We start from the raw sequence: 16,853 nt of genomic DNA, 5'->3' as shown, positions 1-16,853 counted from the left end.
TTCTTATAACAAGTATGGTTTCTAGCGCAAGGCGGCGATCGGCTCTGGAGTCACAAGACAAACAAACTGGGGAGCAGAACACTCCCAATGCAGCTTGCTAAGTCTTGTGCTTTTCGCCGGAACCTGCGCCTGGCGCTTTTCTAATGAAATGAGCTGGTATCATGTATATTACCTCAAGGGAAAAAGCAATTATTGAATTAATTATTAAAACATCTGGAAAACATACTGCTTTTTCTATTGCAAATTATTTAAATGTAAGTGTCAGAACCATTCATCGCGATCTAAAAGCGATCGAAAAAATTCTCCAGTCATATAAGCTTGATTTAGTCCGTAATTCAGATAAGGGACTCATGATTGAGGGAAAGAATGAACAAATATTTCGACTGATCCAATACTTAATGGGGATCCAGACAATTGATGAAACACCAGAGGAAAAAAAACTGCAGCTGCTCATTGCACTTTTGCAAGAAGAATCATATAAAATCCAGTCGTTAGCCGCTAGTTTAGGTGTCAGCATTACAACATTGACTGCCTACTTGGATGAATTAACAGAGTTACTAACACATTCAGATGTGCAAATAACAAGAAAAAGAGGAGTAGGGGTTGAGCTTTTCGGAACGGAAGTAAATAAACGAAAAGCCTTGGCAAACTACTTCTTACTGTATTTTAGTGAAGAACTTATTGAGAATTTATTTTTATTGCAAACTGGGAAATACTCGAAAGAAATGGTCTTGTATTATTTTCTTCCTGAGTATTTTCTTACTATTGATCGTTTAGTTATGGCTACTTTAAATCGTTTACAAACACGTCTTGCAGATGGCGATTATATCGGATTAATTGTTCATATGTGTATTACGATGCAAAGAACAGAAGCTGATTATCTGTTAGAAGATTATATAGACTATTCTTATGAACTAACTGAAGAATATAATTTAATCGTAAACATATGTAAGGAATTAGAAAAAACGTACTCAGTAGTATTTACAGAATCTGATTTCATTTATTTGGCAGTTATTCTTAAAGGTTCCAAGCTTCAAGCAGCTGATACTATTCCTTATGATAGTGTTGTACTTAGTCAAAAGGTAAAAAGTTTCATCCGAAATGTGTCTTCAAAGTTACATGTAGATTTAACCAAGGATTTTTCTTTGTATCAAGGGCTTCTCGCTCATATGGAACCTTCTTTGTTTCGGCTTAAACAACAAATGAGACTTTTTAACCCGCTTAAAGAGGAAATCAAACAAAAGTATCCGGTTCTATTTATGGCCGTACAAAATAGCGTAGAAAAGGAATTTGCAGAAATTGATTTTTTCCCTGAAGATGAGATTGCGTTCATTGTCTTGCATTTTGGATCAGCTCTCGTTATGAGAGAAGAAGCAATATCAATAAAAGCGCTAATCGTATGCCCAACCGGTATTGGCACTTCCAAGATGTTAGCAAGCCGAATAAAAAAGGAAATTGCAGAGATTGATACAGTAGAAATAAGTTCGATTAAAGATCTTCAGAGGCATGGAAACTTAAAAAACTTTGATGTGATTATCTCCACCGTCCGGCTTCCTTTTATCGACATTGATAATATTCTAGTATCTCCACTGTTAACTGAAGAAAATATATTAACAATCAGGAAGTTTTTACGGAATAACATCGAGAAATTAACAAAAAATAAGCATTATAAAACATCGGCGCCAACAGAATCTTCCACGCCCCGTGTAGCAAAGGGTGGGATTAGGGAAATCTTACAAGAGTTGAAGGACGTACAAGAAAGTATCCTTGCTGTTCTAAATCATTTTCGAGTGTATCGGAAACCTCATTTAAAAGGCTATGAACAAGTCATTGAAGAAATGGTATGGATGGCGGCAGAGGAAAACCTTTTAATTCATCCAAATGAAGTGTTTGAATTGTTAATGGATAGGGAAAGAAAAGGCGGGCTTGGTATTCCGAACACAGGAATGGCGCTTTTTCACTGTAGGAGTGAGAACGTTCATGAGCTGATTTTCCAAATCGCCCATTTAGAAGAGCCTTGTCTAATAAAAGGGATGGACGGCAATGACATGTTTATGAAGAATCTGCTGTTAATGTTAGCTCCAGAGGAATTAAGTGTAAGTAAGCAGGAGATCGTCAGCTTGATAAGTACAAGTTTAATTGAAAATAACGAATCAATTATGATTTTCTCCTCGTCGAATGAGGACATGATACGCGAAAAATTAGAGACCGTTTTTCTAGATTATTTACATACTAATTTAATAAGGGAATGATATGAATGAAACAAGTAGTACATTTTGGAGCAGGAAACATTGGAAGAGGATTTATTGGAGCTCTTTTTTCACAGTCTGGTTATCATGTAACGTTTATTGATCTTGCGGATCAAATCATTAATCAGTTAAATGAGAAGAAGAAGTATCAGGTTAAATTGGCCACAGATCAGAAAGAAGCTGTAACGATAGAAAATGTATCCGGATTAAATAATATGAGACAAGAAAATGAAGTTATTGAAGCGATAAAAGGTGCGACTTACTTAACGACTGCAATTGGACCGAATATCCTACCACGTATTGCGCCATTGATCGCAAAGGGCTTGGCTGCTCGAGTTAAAGAAAATGATGAAAAAATCTATGTAATTGCCTGTGAGAATCAAATCTCGGCAACAGACTTATTAAAAGGCTATATATTAGATAGTTTAGATGAAGAGACTAAAGAAAATTTATCTGGAAAAGTCTATTTCTTTAATTCTGCTGTTGACCGTATTGTTCCAATCCAAAACAATCAAGATTCTCTTGATGTTTTAGTTGAGCCTTATTATGAATGGGTTGTAGAAACAAGTGAAAGCATTCCGCCAATTGAAGGGATGACTATTGTTCCAGAACTTGCACCATTTATTGAAAGAAAGCTTTTTACAGTGAATACGGGGCATGCTGTAATTGCGTATCTTGGTTATCTTGAGAATAAGTCGACGATTGACCAAACATTGGTCGATGAAAGGATTTTCGAACAAGTTCTAGCAACTCTTGGTGAAACTGGTGCCTATTTAATCAAGCGATATGGTTTAAATCCAGAGGAGCATCAACAATATATTAATAAAATTATTAATCGCTTTAAAAATGCTTATTTAAATGATGATGTGACTAGAGTGGGACGCTCACCTCTTCGCAAGCTTGGAGCAAATGACCGTCTAGTGCGCCCAGCTACTGAAGCAAAAAAAGCTGGATTATCTTACACGAATCTTACGAAGGCAATCGCTTCAGCCTTGCTTTTTGATAACAATGAAGATGAAGAAGCAGTACAATTGCAAGCTATGATTCAAGAACATGGTGTCGGGCATGTGCTAAAAGAAGTAAGTGGATTAGATGAAAATAGTGAAATTACGCAGGAAGTTATTAAGCATTACAATGTATTAAAAAAATAAATATATGTTTAGTTTTTTCTATCATGGCTATGTTAAAGTTCGTTGTTGATTTTGGCAATATATTGATTGGAGCGGAAGGTGTGAGACTCCCGCGGAAAGCGAACGCCTTACGTTTCAATCAATAGGCAAGTTTAACAGAGCCTTAATCCTAAAATTTTCATTATTAAAACACCGTTCTAACAAGGACGGTGTTTTTAATAGGGTAAGACGAAAACAGTATGTTAAATTTTCGGTTTAATAATACTATTATTAAACTGAGTATAATCCCACTTTTTATTACTTGTAGCAATTATGTTGCACGAAGTAAACATTTTTCGAATACTCTATATAAAAAGGAGAGGGAAAGAGATGTCTTATTCACAGCGAACTCAAAAGAAAATAGTTGGGTATTCAGCGATCTTTAGGAAACTTGGAATTATTACTGAACAAGAATATAATCAAATTAAGCAAACTTATGTTGTCAAGAATGCTGATTAAAGTTTGTCAAATAAAAGGGATAATAAGGGCCAGGCTTAACACTCTAAATCAGTATGAAGTGTTTCATACACGTATCTTACTTTGTTTAGTTGTTCTGAAGTCTAACCCTTTTATTCTTATGTAAATCTCAAGGGAATGACAAAGATTACATAAAAAAATCCAACAAAAGTTGCTGGATTCAGATAAGGAGAAAAAGGTAAGTTGCTTATTCTTTATAGTATATGATAAAGATGAATAAATTATGAATAAAATGAGAAGATTCTATGAAAATAGCTCTCTAGAACTTGTTCTAGTAATTTGGATTTGACGGAAAGACTTGTATATTATACTCTAATTAGAGTATAGACTGGTCGTATCGTAGAAGAGTAGATTGGCTAACAATTGTTTTATAGGTGACAGTTACTTGTCAGAATGAAACGGATGCCATTGTCTGGTATCCTTTTTAGTATGTAGGACATGGAGACAGGGCTTCCCGACCTACTTAAATAGCCAAATCTACTGTGTAAATATACTACCTTTATTAAGAAAATACTCCAAAATCCTGCTCCGCACCACCACCATTGAGATTAGGTGAGTGTAGGGTGCTGATGGATCTTCATAGTAAATGAATGGTGGCGTTTTAACGCCATAGGGGGTTAATATGCAATTGTTAGAAGATGGAGGTATTACAAATGGAATCCATGATTATGGATATGATCGAGGCTTTTAAAGGTTTGGGCTATTTTGGAATCATGCTTGCTTTGACCTTTGAATTTGTACCAGCAGAGCTTGTGTTGCCGCTTGCAGGCTATTGGGTGTACGAAGGAGATATGAATCTTTATATGGCAATTTTCGCGGGTTCGATTGGCGGTGTGTTAGGACCTTTAACATTATATGCATTAGGACGTTATGGCGGTAGACCGATTGTTTTGAAATTCGGTAAATACTTTCTTGTGAAAGAAGTACATATTGATAAAGCAGATCATTTTTTTAAACAATACGGTGGGAGTGTGGCTTTTTTCGGACGATTTATACCGGGTGTCCGAACAGCTATATCTATCCCATGTGGTATGATGAAGATGAATATTTGGAAGTTTATTGTATATACCTATGTGGCTATGCTACCTGTCACAGCTATTTATGTTTATCTAGGCTATAAGCTCGGTCCTCAGTGGGAAAAGGCCGGTGCAATCTTCGGTCAATATGCAAACCTTCTTCTCATCCCAATTGCAATTATCATCATTTGGATGTTTGTGAAGGCAAAGAAAGTGAAGAGAGCAAACTAAATTGAAACATTAGCTTGTTGAGAGAGTCATTTTTATCTCTGCAAGCTTTTTCCTTTTTCTAACAGACTATCTTAGAAGCATTTTTACCCATATATCATAAGTGCCCTTCAAATGGACTTAATTCATACGACGAAACAATAATTAGATTTAGAGCGAAACACAATGAAGAAAGGCGCGTATACAAGCGCCTTCCATGATTATTTAAGTTTATTTCGCATTTATGGGAAGTCAAGGCCCACACCTCATGCTTATGAGGAACAAAGAAGGTAGGTGGGGGACTAACAATCATTGGAATGAATCCCAATGCATATTGAAGTTTCCCTTTATTAGCAGCCATAGCCTCCTGGGTAACCCCCTGAATAGCCTCCACCAAAGCCGCCGACGAATCCACACCCTATAATAATTAAAAGAATAAATAACACAATAATTAAAGCAAAACCATTATTGAATCCACCGCAATCGCGATCTTCTACGCAAGACATAGTAAATCCTCCTCAATATTGAAAAGCTTTATAGTGGCTTAGTAAACTTAAATGATCTAAGCTAATTCATCATATGTCTAATACCCAAAAATGTTTGTCTGTTTTAAAATTGGCGTTGGATGATGCTGTTCAAGACCGGTTGACCTATAGTAGATCAAAAGATTTCATTTAGGATTAGTCTTTTTCGATGAGGATTCCGATTAAGTTGCGAATCTGTATAAACGCAAATTCCAAGAGAAATCGAAAAAAGTATGTTTGGGGAATAATAGTAACAAACTTATAGAAATTATATTGCAGATTCGTTTTGTGCAATTCCGTTGAAACAAATTCTCTTTTCATCCATACTAAACATGATTGGATTTATCCCGCATTAACGGATGGTAAGCCCGATTTAGATGGGCATCTAGCGTCCGTAGCTGTAATTTATTTAATATAAGGCTCTGTTAAATTTACCTGTTGATTGAAACAAAAGGTGTTCGCTTTCCGCGGGAGTCTCACGCTTTCCGTTCCAATCAACATAGTGTCAAAATCAACAAAGAGCTTTAATATGGCCTAATAAAAATATGTTTTTTAGGGATAGGAGGATTTAGTATGGGGCATCACCACGGACATTCACATGATCACGGTCATCACCATCATCACTCAGCAAACAAGAAAGCATTACTGAGTTCATGTTTATTAATTTCCATTTTTATGGTGGTGGAAGTAATAGGAGGATTTATCACGAATAGCCTTGCGCTATTATCGGATGCTGGCCATATGCTTAGCGATGCTGCTGCATTAGGGTTGAGCTTTGCTGCGATTAAACTTGGTGAACGAAAAGCGACACAATCAAAATCATTTGGGTATAAGCGATTTGAAATTATCGCGGCTGCTTTAAATGGTCTCACATTAATCGTAATCTCTGTTGTTATTTTTATTGAAGCAATTCGTCGTTTTCAAAACCCGCCTGAAGTTCAAAGTGTCGGCATGCTGACAATTGCTGTGATAGGGTTGATTGTAAATATTATCGCCGCTTGGATATTAATGAGCGGTGATAAAGAAAATCTAAATGTCAGAAGTGCTTTTTTACATGTTATCGGTGATTTGCTCGGTTCGGTCGGGGCCATTGTTGCTGCTCTGATCATCTATTTCTTCGGTTGGGGCATTGCTGATCCAATTGCAAGTATTATTGTTGCGATCTTAATCATTATTAGTGGCTGGAGGGTCGTAAAGGAATCATTCCATATATTAATGGAAGGTACACCTGCTCAAGTGAATGTAAAAGAAGTAAAATCTGCATTATTAAAAATTGCCCATGTTAAGGATGTACATGACTTGCATATTTGGTCTATTACATCTGGCTATATGAGTTTGAGTTGTCATATTGCTATAGACAAAACAGTTGGTCATGACACCGTACTTCATGAAGCGCAAAAATTGCTACATGATCAATTCAGTATTGAGCATAGCACACTACAAGTCGAATGCTATGATAAAGGATGCCCAACCCCACATGAAACATGTAATTGATTGGCTGAAGATTGTCTCGCGAAGGGTCTTGCCTACATTTAAAAATCGTAATGTATGGGACAACACTTTAGTGTTGCGGTAACAGGGAAGTCCTATCTCTTGCTAGCTTTTTTCTTTTTTATCTGATGTTGTATAAAAGGTTTTGATTTTAACATCATACTGACACATTTGTCCTATATACTGTCTTAAAATGATCCATCAGAGCGAAGTTTTCTGATGGATTTTGCTATAGTCTTAGGACTTGTGACCAACGACTAGCACTTCGGTGATAAATTCACTATACTTTTATTCAAGGAAGTGAAGAAGGTAATGAAAAAGATATTAATTGTAGAAGATGAAATCGCCATTTCAATGGTGTTGAAAGCATATATGCAGCGAGCAGGATATGAAGTCATTCAAATATACGATGGCTCGCATGCTTTAACGGCATATAAGGAGCATGAACCTGATCTTGTACTCCTAGATGTCATGTTACCTGGAATGGATGGGTGGACAATATTGGATAATATCCGTGAGAGTAGCTCTTGTCCGGTTATCATGTTGACAGCACTTGGAGATGTGGATTATCGCTTGTCTGGATTTAAATCTGGTGCAGATGATTATATAACAAAGCCCTTTGTAGCTGATGAGGTTGTTGCAAGAGTACAGGCAGTACTTAGAAGATCCCCCGCTTTTGTTGATGAGGAAACTGCAAATTTTAAACAAATAGGAAGCTTGAAGATTGATTTTAATTCCTACCAGGTTCATTTAAATGAAGAAGAGATACCTTTCACCCCGCGTGATCTATCATTATTCATGTTCTTGGTGAAACATCCTAACCACATTTTTACGAGAGAGCAATTACTCGATCAGGTTTGGGGGATGGATTACGACGGTAGTGATCGAGCTGTTGATCTTGCAATTAAGCGAATAAGGAAATCACTTGAAAACTGGCCCGATACAGAAGGGGAAATAAAAACATTACGCGGAATGGGGTATCAGCTCCTTGTCTATGAAAATTAAGAAAAGAACGACACTTATACGCTATTGGACAACAAGATACTTAATAACACTGACAACGGGTTTGCTTATATTATCAGCTGTTTCGTTTTGGTGGATGGAAAAGACTGCTTTAGAATATAGGCTCAATTTGTTGAAGTACTTAGCTGAAGAAACAGCAGACCGTGCAATAAAAGGAAACGGACAAATCGTTGTTGGGCCGGTTCTGGCGAAAGCGATTGAAGAACGGGAAAAAATGATTAATCTAAATAAAACACCGATTATTTACATTGTAGAGCCAGATGGGGAAATTATTTCTACCATACCTCAAATTTATATTGATAGCAGTTCAAGTAAACTTCCAGCTGCTATAATGACTCATAAACAAACGGTTCAGAATGTAAAATTTGAAAAAGAAAACGAAGTATATATCGTGAAGTCTCCAATCATAGATCATGATGAGATAAAAGGATGGGTGATTATCGCCCAGGAAGAAGCATCTTTAAATGAAATTAACACCGATCATGGTCTACTTGCTGTAATGATGTGTGGTCTGTTGATTCTTGGTTGGGGTGTTATCTATGCCCTTTCTCGAAAAATCTCGATACCGATTCAACATGTAGCGAATGCTGCGGCGCAAATTCGTGAAGGGAATTATGATATCCAACTAAAAGAAGAAGAGATACGAGAAGAGGAAATTTATGAGTTGGTCGAATCATTCAAAGAAATGACAAATCGGTTAATTCAAATGGAGAAATTACGAGCCGAATTACTTGCAGGGGTTACACATGATTTAAAAACGCCAGTCACATCTATTAGTGGCTTAATTCAGGCAGTCAAGGATGATGTTGTGACGGGGGAAGAAAGTAAGGAATTTTTGGATATATCGCTTAAAGAGACCCATCGATTGCAAAGAATGATTGAAGATTTACTCGATTATAATTCGCTTTCAGCTGGATCATTTACTATGCTCATGGCAAATACCGATATTAAGGAATTTCTTCGAGAAATGGCGTATCGCTGGAAAATGACACAAGAGGAACAAGACTTTGATCTACGCGTTCAAGTGCCTGATCAAGCTGTAATTGGCAATGTTGATTCCTTCAGGCTCCAACAAATTATTATCAATCTGTTGAATAATGCAAAACAAGCGTTAGTAGAAAATGGGAAAATAGACGTTTGCTTGTATGAAGAGGAAAATGAAATTCGAATTGATGTGAAAGATAATGGACGAGGTATCCCAATACACGAGATAAATTATGTCTTTGAGCCTTTTTACAGAGGTGAGAAGAAGAAGCTCAAAGTAAGGGGATTAGGGTTAGGTCTACCATTCAGTAAAATGCTATCCAAAGCGCAAAAAGGAGATATTACACTAAAAGAGAGCGATGAAAACGGTACGACCTTTACGATTCATCTTAGAAAAGCGGAGACATAAGATTTAGAAAAGGTTGAGACTTGTCTCATAACCAAAGGGTCAGATCTCAATCTACTTTATAACGTTTTAATAGCATAATAAACGGTTGTAAAGAGTGTTTGCGGTCTAGGACATCCCAAATGCCATCTTTACGGATAAGATTTCGAAAACGAAACAATTGAAAATGTTTTAAACATGAAAAGAGGCTGTCTACTAAGACAGCCTCTTTAATAAAAAGTTAGGATTAATTGATCAAACTAATTGCTCTCCATAATTGAATATGGCGAACTTGGCGAGGCAGGAAACGTCCCATTTCTTCTTCATTATAGCCGGCATGTAAATTCTTTTCATCAAAGATAATAGGTCGGCGAAGTAAATCTGGGTTCTTTTGAATGATCTTGCAAAGTTCATTTAATGGTGTTGTATTAATATCAATATTTAAATTTTTGAATTTTTTTGAGCGTGTTGAGATTATTTCATCTGTGCCACCTTCAGTTTTACGAAGGATTTCCTTAATTTCTTCAACGCTTAATGGTTGTGCATACAAATTGCGTTCTGTATAGGTAATATCGTGTTTGTTTAACCATGATTTTGCTTTTCTGCATGCTAAGCTGCTTGGAGTAGTATAAATAGTAACCAATTCAATCGACTCCTTCTAGAAAATTTAATAGTTTTAATTATTCAATGTATAGTTGTTGTTTGTTTAATGATGAAGTAACTGTTAAATTACGAAACTCTCATCGGAAAAGTACGTTACCTTTTTCACTAAGTTCTACGGTGAGAACATTGATTTGCTTTTCTTGATACTCTTACTTTACCGTTTGTTTGTGTCAGCTACATGTCAGACTTCTATATTTTTTAGAAAAATTATTTTTGCTACTTTTCTCCTGTTTTAATAGCTTGTATAATCCCCGCCTTAAAATTGTGAAGAAATAGAAGGGAGAGAAAACAATCTAATCTAGCTGTGACTCCTAGTCTGTCAGAGGAGCATAAGCATTAATACTCTGTGGCATATGCTTGGCTCGGACTGTCAGAGGATGTGAGCGAGCTTACGAGACGATCCTACACCAGTCGGCAGTAGAACGGGTCTAACAATCAGTGGGTGATGAAGAAAACCCTTATTGATTGAAGTTTCACTTTATAGAAAATTATTCTTTCATCTTCATTTATGGTATAATCGACGAACACTATTGAATGAATGAAATGAGGAACGATTTTGTTAACCTTTGAAGAAAAATTAAAGATTATTGAAGCATTTCCAGAATTAACAAGAAAAAATGTTTCGCTTGGACGAGTGAATTTTCATTATGAAGAAAGCTTGCATGAGAAAAAAATTGTAGTGCAGCACTTACATCCGAATGGAAATGGATTTGTGTTTGCAGGACATTTGCCTAGGAAAGAGAGAGGGCCGAAAGGGTTCGTGAACATTAGAGATTTTTCTGAGGACGAGTTGAAGAAAATTATTGCATCAAGCCTTCATTACTTATCAGAACCGTTTGCTGAAGTGGAAGAAGCAGAAGAGGAATTTGCCCACCTTGAAGGTACCTGGATTGGTCGTGACAAACACGAGCTTACTTTAGTTCATGAGGACTTGTTATGGAATATTTATTCTGGAACTAATATCGAGGAATGCTTTGAATCTCCGATTGAGGCAGAGCGTTATTTAATGGAAGAACGCTTCAGGAAAAAGAAGTAAGTTAGATGTAGAAAAATAGGAGAAATTGTCGATAGTTTTTTTGGCAATAGCCTTGTTTTTTAAAAGAAATACATGGTATACTATAATCAATTATTTTTGTTCGGAATAAGATTCATAGAAGGAAGTACCTATATGGTTTCCTCTTGAAGACATTATCCTAGATCAAGAATAGTAATAAAAGGATTTTTTCCAAACAGGAGGCACTATACATGGTACAAGGTAAAGTAAAATGGTTTAACGCAGAAAAAGGTTTCGGTTTCATCGAAGTTGAAGGTCAAGACGACGTATTCGTACACTTCTCAGCTATCCAAGGAGAAGGCTTCAAAACTCTTGAAGAAGGTCAAGAAGTTTCTTTCGAAATCGAACAAGGCGCTCGTGGACCACAAGCTGCTAACGTTCAAAAATAATTTTTGAATTCTCTAAGAAAGAGGCTCCGGTTTGGAGCCTTTTTCGTGTTTGAAGAACTTGTTAAAAATGTGGCAGCTCATCCAAGTTATTTTCTTTTATCCCGTCCGGTTCACTTCGTAAGATATCTCGTCCATATTTATGAAATACATCTACATGAGCAAGTTTTCCATTCTTTGCTTCAGATAGAGCGGTAGGGTAATCTAACTCTCTGCCAGTATTTGTTTTGACAGCTATGATATTACCATCATCGTTTTTCCGAACGGCTTCAATAAACTCCTTGCCATCATCAACCTCTACATTTATCAGATTATCTGTAGTTTCTTGCTGCCTATATTGATTGTATGCATCTTCAAAACGATCCATTTTGAAAGCCACCTCCTATACACATAGAATAAACAAAGACAAAAAATGTATACATAGGAATATAGCAAATTCGCATTTGTATATCCCGCAATAACGGCTAGTATGACTCCCAGCATCCAGGTTGGGAGGAATAGCAACTGTCTATTTCTATTCTAGTTGCGGCCACTAGAACGACAGAGGATATAGTATTACAAGCTTATGCACGGACTATCACAGGTTTTGATGGCGTTTCTGTTGCTCACGGGACATGAGCAACGGAGACGATCCTACATCAGTCGCCTCATATTTTGAAGTATAAGCCCGATTGGTGAGGCGCAATGAAACTGGCTGATAGTTTACGCGGGTTTAGGGGGCTTCCCATAACGAAAGAGTCAAACCCTGCAACTACAATTGATAGGCTATTTTAAGCGGAAGTAGCCTATCAATTGTGGTTAGAATGCGTGATTTGACTCTATCGAAAAAACTTTATTTTACAAGCTTATTTTGTTGAACTCTTAATTTCTCTTTGTAAATTTCCGTGAATTTTTTTATTCGCGATAGATCAGATTCTTGATACATCTGCTCAATCTTCAAGGTAACGGCTAATTGTGTGTTAGCGAAGAGCATGTCACGGAAACGGTTTACAGCTCCGCAAAAATGATTGTAGTTTGTTTCACCTGTGCCAAATACCCCTGTGACTAATTGCGATACTTGAGCAATTTCTAATTCCTCATACAATGGGCTGATTTTTGCAGGTAAATCGCCATCGCCCCAAGTATAGGTACCAACCAATAAACCTTCATATTGAGAAATTGTGCTAAGGTCAAAATCCTTTACTCTGAATAGCTTCGCTTCTGGCAAAAAGGAATAAATGGCTTCTGCGAGAGCTTTTGTATTTCCGCCCGCAGAATGGTACACAATTGCTGTTTTCATAGTTCATCGAAGCCATTACTTGCATTGACCTGGCTATACGTTCTAGATTTTTGTTCAAAGAAGTCTGTCTTGGTCAATCTAATTGATTCATCATCAAAAGTCTTAATCCAAGGCATTGGATTTTCTGGATATTCTTTGTAGAGATTATCCAATCCAAGCATGCGCAATCGTTTATTAGCAATATACTCAATGTATTCGTAAAACTCTTCTAAATCAAGATCTGCTTTTCCTTGAATGTCTTCAAGCATGTATTCAGACCACTCTTTTTCTAGATCAACAGCTTTTTCCAAAGTTTCATAAATAAATTTCGTGTTGCTTTCATTGTTCAGCTCTGGATATTCATACATTAAAATTTGTATCAGCATTCCGACAAAGTCAAAATGAACCATCTCATCACGATGAATATAGGAAATCATCGTCGCAGAACCAGTCATTAAGTTTTGGCGGCCTAAGTTGTAATAGAAAGCAAATGCAAGATAGAAATAAATGCCTTCAAGATTCGTAGAATGAACTAAAGCTTCGAATAAATGTTGTGGGCTAGGTTCATCAACGAACTTCTGATAAGCATCTACAATTGGTTTATTTCGTTTTATAACCTGCGGATGTTGTTTAATTCGATCAAACAATTGCTTCTGCTTATCAAGAGGGACTAATGAAGCAAGAATGTAAGAATATGATTCGTTATGAATGGACTCTTGTTGCGCCATGTTTGCCAGGATTGCTTTTACCGCAGGATCCTTAACATATCGTAAAAATTCGATCAATGTCGGTGTTTGTAAACTATCTAGACCTGCTATCATCGTGATAATATCCAGAAATGCATCTTGAATATCTTCGTCTAGCTCGCCCCATTGCTTCTTGTCTTGAATCATACTTACACTTGATGGCTTCCAGAAGTTGTTGATTAATTGTGTATATATATCATAAAATTTCTCGTACTGAATATCATTCCACAGGAGGAAACCTGAACCTTCCCCTTTGAATACACCAGTAGCCTTTGTAGGATATGTAGGTTCTAACAATCGGATCTTATTAATGTGGTATGTCATGTAATCGCTCCTTTGTTATTAGAGGGTGTTCAAAATCCCAATAAAAATTCTTAGTAAAAGAAAAAGACTGCATCGAAATACAAGTTGACGAATGTTTAATGCTAGACTTTGTAGATGATTGCTCCTTGAATTTATTGGCATGGATCTTTCTTATTGAACACTCATTGATAGGGAATATAAGTTCGTATTAAGCTCGTATAAAAAGGTTGTCCCAAAAGGGTCTTGACCTCACTCTCTATACACCATTTAATGTGTCTTTTACAAGTCATATAAACGATATATAGAGGGTGAGATCTGACCCTTTCGTTATGGGACAGCCTCGAATGTGTACTAATATGTTGCTGCCGATAAAACTCAAATAGCTAATAAATGTTCCTTGAGACAATCAGCAGGCATACGCTTTTAACTTAACTTGAACAGCTTTCGCAAGCATTATCATATTCAGAAGAAGTGGAACGAACATAGTAAGTTGACTTCATTCCACTGCTCCATGCGCTCATGTGTATATCAAGTAAATCTTTTGCTTTAATCGTGTTATGGACGTAAAGGTTAAAGCTGATCGCCTGATCGATATGACGCTGACGAGCTGCGTTATGACGGATGCTTTCTTTTTGCGATAAGTGGAATCGAGTTTTTTTATAGTATTCATAGGTTGATGGCGTTAATCCTGGAGCCGTTACCTTGAACTTAAAGTTTTTCTTTTCTTCGTAAAATTCAATTTCATAAAGCGGGTCAATCCCATCTGTTGAATTCCCGATTTTCGCCGTCGAGGAATTCGGGGCAATTGCCATCAAGTATCCATTTCGGATGCCGTGCTTTTGTACTTGTTCTTTTAAAGCTGTCCATGATTCATCTTGGTAGTTTCTAAGTTCGAAGTAGTTCCCAGTATTCCAGTCAGAACCTTCGTAATATGGATAGCTACCTTTTTCTTTTGCTAGCTCATTTGATGCTTTAATTGTAAGAAAAGCAATTTTCTCATAAAGTGTGTCAGCAAACTTAACAGCTTCGTCTGACTCCCAGTAAATATTTTTCTCTGCAAGCAGGTGATGCCAGCCAAATGTACCTAGACCAATCGCGCGGTACCGTTTGTTTGAGATTTCTGCTTGTTTGACAGGAAGATTATTTACGTCGATTACATTATCAAGCATTCGTACTTGAATTGGGATAAGTCGGTCTAGAACATCATCTAAAACAGCGCGTGGCAGATTGATAGAAGAGAGGTTACATACAACGAAATCACCGCTCTTACGAATCATGACAACATCGCCATCTTCTGTCTCGTATTCTTCAGTAATTGAAGAAGGGCTTAAGTTTTGCGCGATTTCTGTACAAAGGTTCGAACAATAAATCATACCTTTATGTTTATTTGGGTTTTTTCGGTTCACTTCATCCCGATAAAACATGTAAGGAACGCCTTCTTCTAACTGAGAAATCATGATACTTTTCATAATTTCAATTGCGTTGATTTTCTCAAAAGCATAGTTTGGAAGTACACCGTTTTTGGCTGCTTTTACAGCAAGTGCGTAATGATCACGGAAGCTACCTTCGCCTTTTTTCTCATCATAAAAATCTTCAAGAGAGAAGCCAAGTGTTTGTTTAACCGTATGTGGATCAAACAAATACCATTCATCGCGATTTTCTACAGCTTCCATAAAAAGATCTGGAATGCAAATGCCAGTAAAAATATCATGCGCTTTCAGACGATCATCGCCATTTTGTGTTTTTAAATCTAGGAAACTCATAATATCTTTATGCCATGCATCAAGATAGATCGCAATTGCACCTTTTCTCTGTCCGAGTTGATCAACGCTTACTGCTGTTTGGTTAAACAGACGAATCCAAGGAGTCGTTCCTGAACTGTTTCCTGAGAAACCACGAATGTCTGAACCGAGTGAACGGATTTTACCGACATAAAGTCCAACTCCGCCGCCAAATTTTGATACTTTTGCAGCATCATAGTTTGATAGATAAATACCGTCAATAGAGTCTTCAATTGCGTCGATAAAGCAAGAGCTTAACTGTCCGTGTGTTTTCCCCGCGTTCGAAAGAGTCGGTGTTGCAACGGTCATATAGAGGTTTGACATCGCCCAGTATGCTTCTTTGACAAATTGCAGTCGATATTCTTTCGGTTCAAGACGCATAATTTCCATTGCAATAATCATAAACCGTTCTTGGGGCAACTCATAGACAGCGTTGTTCGTTGGGCGTGCAAGATATCGATCGTTTAACAAATAGAGACCGATATAAGAGAAGAGCTTGTCTTTTTCAGGATCAATGGTTGAGCCTAATTCGTCAATTTCTTCTTTTGAATAAGCGTCAAGCAATTCAGCTTTATAAACTGGGTAGCGTTGCCCGTCTTGGACACTTGACATTAAGTGAATCAATTCGTAAAGTGAGCCGTATTTCATTCCTTTATAGCCTCGATTAGCCTGTGCTTCACGATACATGGCGTTCAGTAACTCAGCTGCTGCGACGAACGTCCAGTCTGGAGAGTCAATGTCGACACTCTCAAGTGCCATTTGGATGAGTTTTTTTGAAGTTTGCTCTTCTGTAGGCCCATCTTGGCGATCAAGCCACTTCATAAAGCGTTTCTTATATTTGTCCATGTCCAGCTTGCCTTCAAATTCTTTAGACAGGTGGTTCAACTGTAGTGAACTTTCATCTTCTGTTAAATTTTCCACATCAGGAAAGGCAAAAGAATTATTAATTGGTAGGTTCATAGAAAGTGCTCCTCCTTAAATACATCAAAAAATCGTAGCGTTATTTGTAAAAAGCCGATTCGTAATTTCTCACATGGTGAGTGAATCAAAAAATCTCGCAAAATAAAAAAAAGTTAGTTTGCAGACGATCTTTTCATTTACTCACATAAGTTAGAGAGTCACTATATCTAGTTAGGT

At 37.0% G+C, this 16,853-nt stretch carries 14 protein-coding genes and 1 pseudogene; 9 read left to right on the top strand and 6 right to left on the bottom strand.

The window, feature by feature from the left end; genetic code table 11:
* The first annotated feature begins 161 nt into the window (after positions 1-161).
* From V179_RS0121470 to V179_RS0121455, 4 genes are all read left to right on the top strand, one after another.
* Positions 162-2,252: a BglG family transcription antiterminator gene (locus V179_RS0121470; protein ID WP_028393304.1), complete on the top strand. Its 2,091-nt coding sequence runs from the start codon at positions 162-164 to the stop codon at positions 2,250-2,252.
* Between the two features lie 5 nt (positions 2,253-2,257).
* A complete protein-coding gene (locus tag V179_RS0121465) occupies positions 2,258-3,400 on the top strand; it encodes a mannitol-1-phosphate 5-dehydrogenase (protein ID WP_028393303.1) in 1,143 nt (380 codons plus the stop codon).
* A gap of 348 nt (positions 3,401-3,748) precedes the next feature.
* On the top strand, positions 3,749-3,877 hold the full coding sequence (locus V179_RS32090; protein ID WP_268745211.1) for a hypothetical protein: 129 nt from the start codon (positions 3,749-3,751) through the stop codon (positions 3,875-3,877).
* A 671-nt stretch (positions 3,878-4,548) separates the two neighbouring features.
* Positions 4,549-5,142 (top strand): DedA family protein, encoded by a 594-nt coding sequence (locus tag V179_RS0121455; protein WP_028393302.1) that lies wholly within the window; start codon positions 4,549-4,551, stop codon positions 5,140-5,142.
* Positions 5,143-5,513: 371 nt separating this feature from the next.
* Here the strand turns inward: V179_RS0121455 and V179_RS30265 are convergent.
* Positions 5,514-5,624 (bottom strand): annotated as a pseudogene (locus V179_RS30265) (YjcZ family sporulation protein); the annotation flags it as partial.
* A gap of 591 nt (positions 5,625-6,215) precedes the next feature.
* Between V179_RS30265 and V179_RS0121440 the strand changes: the two are divergent.
* From V179_RS0121440 to V179_RS0121430, 3 genes are all read left to right on the top strand, one after another.
* Positions 6,216-7,136, top strand: coding sequence for a cation diffusion facilitator family transporter (locus tag V179_RS0121440; protein WP_028393300.1), 921 nt, complete (start codon positions 6,216-6,218; stop codon positions 7,134-7,136).
* 309 nt (positions 7,137-7,445) lie between these two features.
* Positions 7,446-8,138, top strand: coding sequence for a response regulator transcription factor (locus V179_RS0121435; RefSeq protein ID WP_028393299.1), 693 nt, complete (start codon positions 7,446-7,448; stop codon positions 8,136-8,138).
* Positions 8,128-9,549: a HAMP domain-containing sensor histidine kinase gene (locus V179_RS0121430; RefSeq protein WP_235179200.1), complete on the top strand. Its 1,422-nt coding sequence runs from the start codon at positions 8,128-8,130 to the stop codon at positions 9,547-9,549. Before V179_RS0121435 ends, V179_RS0121430 begins: the two co-directional genes overlap by 11 nt.
* A 223-nt stretch (positions 9,550-9,772) precedes the next feature.
* On the opposite strand, the gene spx is transcribed toward V179_RS0121430, so the two are convergent.
* The gene (gene spx / locus V179_RS0121425) at positions 9,773-10,168 is read right to left on the bottom strand and encodes a transcriptional regulator Spx (RefSeq protein ID WP_028393297.1); all 396 of its coding nucleotides are present in this window, start codon (positions 10,166-10,168) and stop codon (positions 9,773-9,775) included.
* A gap of 576 nt (positions 10,169-10,744) precedes the next feature.
* On the opposite strand from spx, the gene V179_RS0121420 reads away from it, so the two are divergent.
* Positions 10,745-11,224: a hypothetical protein gene (locus V179_RS0121420; protein WP_028393296.1), complete on the top strand. Its 480-nt coding sequence runs from the start codon at positions 10,745-10,747 to the stop codon at positions 11,222-11,224.
* A 209-nt stretch (positions 11,225-11,433) separates the two neighbouring features.
* Entirely contained in the window at positions 11,434-11,631 is a 198-nt protein-coding gene (locus V179_RS0121415; RefSeq protein WP_028393295.1) for a cold-shock protein, read from the top strand.
* Between the two features lie 61 nt (positions 11,632-11,692).
* Here V179_RS0121415 and V179_RS0121410 read toward each other — a convergent pair whose 3' ends face one another.
* The 4 genes from V179_RS0121410 to V179_RS0121395 form a co-directional block, all read right to left on the bottom strand.
* Complete coding sequence (locus V179_RS0121410; protein WP_028393294.1) at positions 11,693-11,995, bottom strand: DUF3892 domain-containing protein; 303 nt, start codon at positions 11,993-11,995, stop codon at positions 11,693-11,695.
* A gap of 465 nt (positions 11,996-12,460) precedes the next feature.
* Positions 12,461-12,907 carry a flavodoxin domain-containing protein gene (locus V179_RS0121405; RefSeq protein WP_028393293.1) on the bottom strand — a complete coding sequence of 149 codons (447 nt, stop codon included), beginning with the start codon at positions 12,905-12,907 and terminating at the stop codon, positions 12,461-12,463.
* Positions 12,904-13,956 carry a ribonucleotide-diphosphate reductase subunit beta gene (locus tag V179_RS0121400; RefSeq protein WP_028393292.1) on the bottom strand — a complete coding sequence of 351 codons (1,053 nt, stop codon included), beginning with the start codon at positions 13,954-13,956 and terminating at the stop codon, positions 12,904-12,906. The genes V179_RS0121405 and V179_RS0121400 overlap by 4 nt, the downstream gene beginning before the upstream one ends.
* Before the next feature lie 407 nt (positions 13,957-14,363).
* Positions 14,364-16,676, bottom strand: a complete 2,313-nt coding sequence (locus V179_RS0121395; RefSeq protein ID WP_028393291.1) for a ribonucleoside-diphosphate reductase subunit alpha — start codon at positions 16,674-16,676, stop codon at positions 14,364-14,366.
* Positions 16,677-16,853: the final 177 nt, after the last annotated feature.

The sequence above is a fragment of the Bacillus cihuensis genome, assembly GCF_000504145.1.
GTDB lineage: Bacteria > Bacillota > Bacilli > Bacillales > DSM-1321 > Peribacillus > Peribacillus huizhouensis.
Note: the sequence above shows the minus strand (reverse complement) of the source record. Positions and strands in the feature narration are given on the sequence as shown.